This window comes from Klebsiella sp. 2019SCSN059 (assembly GCF_021739525.1).
GTDB lineage: Bacteria > Pseudomonadota > Gammaproteobacteria > Enterobacterales > Enterobacteriaceae > Klebsiella > Klebsiella quasipneumoniae.
Genome location: NZ_JAKKOM010000088.1, coordinates 1 through 2,761, shown reverse-complemented (window position 1 = coordinate 2,761; position 2,761 = coordinate 1). Strand labels below are relative to the sequence as shown.

Genomic DNA, 2,761 nt, shown 5'->3' with positions numbered 1-2,761 from the left:
TTATTCTTCCTATACGTGCCGCGTTCCAGGCGGCGACTATGAGGGCTATGTCGATGCCCATGTGCGCCGGCTGGAGGCGCTACGCCGGGCCGGTATCGTCGAGCGGATCGACGCCGACCAATGGCGCATCCCCGATGATCTGGTCAGCCGTGCCGCCGCCCATGACGCCGGCCGAGACAGTCAGGCCAGCGTTCGCGTCCTTTCCCCGGTCGATCTGAACAAACAGATCGGATCGGACGGCGCGACCTGGCTGGACCGGCGGCTGATCCACGGCGAGACGGCCGACCTTGCGCCAACCGGCTTCGGGCAACAAGTCCGCGAAGCCATGGACCAGCGCCGCGAGCACCATATCGAACAGGGCGACGCCACCCGCAGCCGGGACAGCCGCGTCTTCTACCGGCGCAACCTTCTCGCCATCCTGCGGGAGCGCGAGGTAGCCGGCGTCGGATCGGATATGGCTTTGAGTAAGGGCCTGCCGTTCCGCGCCGCCACGGACGGCGAGAGCGTCAGCGGCAAGTTTACCGGAACCGTGCATCTATCGAGCGGCAAGTTCGCCGTGGTCGAGAAATCCCATGAGTTCACCCTTGTCCCGTGGCGGCCGATCATCGACCGCCAACTCGGCCGCGAGGTTATGGGCATCGTGCAGGGCGGGTCGGTGTCGTGGCAGTTAGGGCGGCAGAGGGGGCTGGAACGCTGAGTGCGCCCATGCCGCATTGCGAAGCAAAAGATAATCGGATAAAATGTAGCAATTCATATTCGTAAGCGTGGAGTAATCAGATGGGAAATTCCAAGTCAGCAGACAAGTAAGCCGCAACAACCAGTATTGTTGTTGCGGCGCTCTGTAAGGCTAGTCTCATCTGATTGCTGACGAGCAGACGTCGCCCGGTATTCCTTAATCGAGGGTTGATTCGTCATGACCACCACACGCCCCGCGTGGGCCTATACGCTGCCGGCAGCACTGCTGCTGATGGCTCCTTTCGACATCCTCGCTTCACTGGCGATGGATATTTATCTCCCTGTCGTTCCAGCGATGCCCGGCATCCTGAACACGACGCCCGCTATGATCCAACTCACGTTGAGCCTCTATATGGTGATGCTCGGCGTGGGCCAGGTGATTTTTGGTCCGCTCTCAGACAGAATCGGGCGACGGCCAATTCTACTTGCGGGCGCAACGGCTTTCGTCATTGCGTCTCTGGGAGCAGCTTGGTCTTCAACTGCACCGGCCTTTGTCGCTTTCCGTCTACTTCAAGCAGTGGGCGCGTCGGCCATGCTGGTGGCGACGTTCGCGACGGTTCGCGACGTTTATGCCAACCGTCCTGAGGGTGTCGTCATCTACGGCCTTTTCAGTTCGATGCTGGCGTTCGTGCCTGCGCTCGGCCCTATCGCCGGAGCATTGATCGGCGAGTTCTTGGGATGGCAGGCGATATTCATTACTTTGGCTATACTGGCGATGCTCGCACTCCTAAATGCGGGTTTCAGGTGGCACGAAACCCGCCCTCTGGATCAAGTCAAGACGCGCCGATCTGTCTTGCCGATCTTCGCGAGTCCGGCTTTTTGGGTTTACACTGTCGGCTTTAGCGCCGGTATGGGCACCTACTTCGTCTTCTTCTCGACGGCTACCCGTGTGCTCATAGGCCAAGCGGAATATTCCGAGATCGGATTCAGCTTTGCCTTCGCCACTGTCGCGCTTGTAATGATCGTGACAACCCGTTTCGCGAAGTCCTTTGTCGCCAGATGGGGCATCGCAGGATGCGTGGCGCGTGGGATGGCGTTGCTTGTTTGCGGAGCGGTCCTGTTGGGGATCGGCGAACTTTACGGCTCGCCGTCATTCCTCACCTTCATCCTACCGATGTGGGTTGTCGCGGTCGGTATTGTCTTCACGGTGTCCGTTACCGCGAACGGCGCTTTGGCAGAGTTCGACGACATCGCGGGATCAGCGGTCGCGTTCTACTTCTGCGTTCAAAGCCTGATAGTCAGCATTGTCGGGACATTGGCGGTGGCACTTTTAAACGGTGACACAGCGTGGCCCGTGATCTGTTACGCCACGGCGATGGCGGTACTGGTTTCGTTGGGGCTGGTGCTCCTTCGGCTCCGTGGGGCTGCCACCGAGAAGTCGCCAGTCGTCTAACCGACGACTGGTAGCAGGCCCGCTCCGATGCGGCGCACTAACCATCGAAACCTCGTGAATGTCGGTATCCTGTCTGGCAGGATACCGCTCATTTCCCTTGTTCAGTTCATCGCCGTCGCCGAGCATCTGAATTTTCGGCATGCGGCCAAGGCACTTGGTATCAGCCAGTCGAGCGTCAGCGCGCGTGTGAAAGCGCTGGAGGATAACCTTGGTGTCCTGCTATTTGAGCGCCATGCGCGGGGCGTTCGGCTAACAGACGCAGGCAGGCACTTCATGGAGCGTGTCACGGCGGGTGTCGATCAACTCGATCACGCAGTGAAGACCGCGGAGTGACGGGCACTGGCTGGCAATGTCTAGCAACGGCAGGCATTTCGGCTGAGGGTAAAAGAACTTTCCGCTAAGCGATAGACTGTATGTAAACACAGTATTGCAAGGACGCGGAACATGCCTCATGTGGCGGCCAGGACGGCCAGCCGGGATCGGGATACTGGTCGTTACCAGAGCCACCGACCCGAGCAAACCCTTCTCTATCAGATCGTTGACGAGTATTACCCGGCATTCGCTGCGCTTATGGCAGAGCAGGGAAAGGAATTGCCGGGCTATGTGCAACGGGAATTTGAAGAATTTCTCCAA

General features: G+C 59.2%; 3 protein-coding genes and 1 pseudogene. All 4 read left to right on the top strand.

Translation table 11 applies throughout. The features are described from left to right. A partial coding sequence (locus L2I46_RS28870; RefSeq protein ID WP_227525623.1) for a DUF3363 domain-containing protein occupies positions 1-697 on the top strand: 697 nt, incomplete at its 5' end. 216 nt (positions 698-913) lie between these two features. Continuing rightward, a complete protein-coding gene (gene floR, locus L2I46_RS28865; protein WP_000214121.1) occupies positions 914-2,128 on the top strand; it encodes a chloramphenicol/florfenicol efflux MFS transporter FloR in 1,215 nt (404 codons plus the stop codon). A gap of 27 nt (positions 2,129-2,155) precedes the next feature. After that, positions 2,156-2,461, top strand: coding sequence for a LysR family transcriptional regulator (locus L2I46_RS28860; RefSeq protein WP_001255015.1), 306 nt, complete (start codon positions 2,156-2,158; stop codon positions 2,459-2,461). A gap of 111 nt (positions 2,462-2,572) precedes the next feature. Beyond that, positions 2,573-2,761: pseudogene (locus tag L2I46_RS28855) on the top strand (hypothetical protein); the annotation flags it as partial.

Bases quoted from the DNA above. Each gene is read 5' to 3' on its own strand.
- L2I46_RS28860 (WP_001255015.1), top strand. From the start codon at position 2,156: ATGCGGCGCACTAACCATCGAAACCTCGTGAATGTCGGTATCCTGTCT.
- floR (WP_000214121.1), top strand. From the start codon at position 914: ATGACCACCACACGCCCCGCGTGGGCCTATACGCTGCCGGCAGCACTG.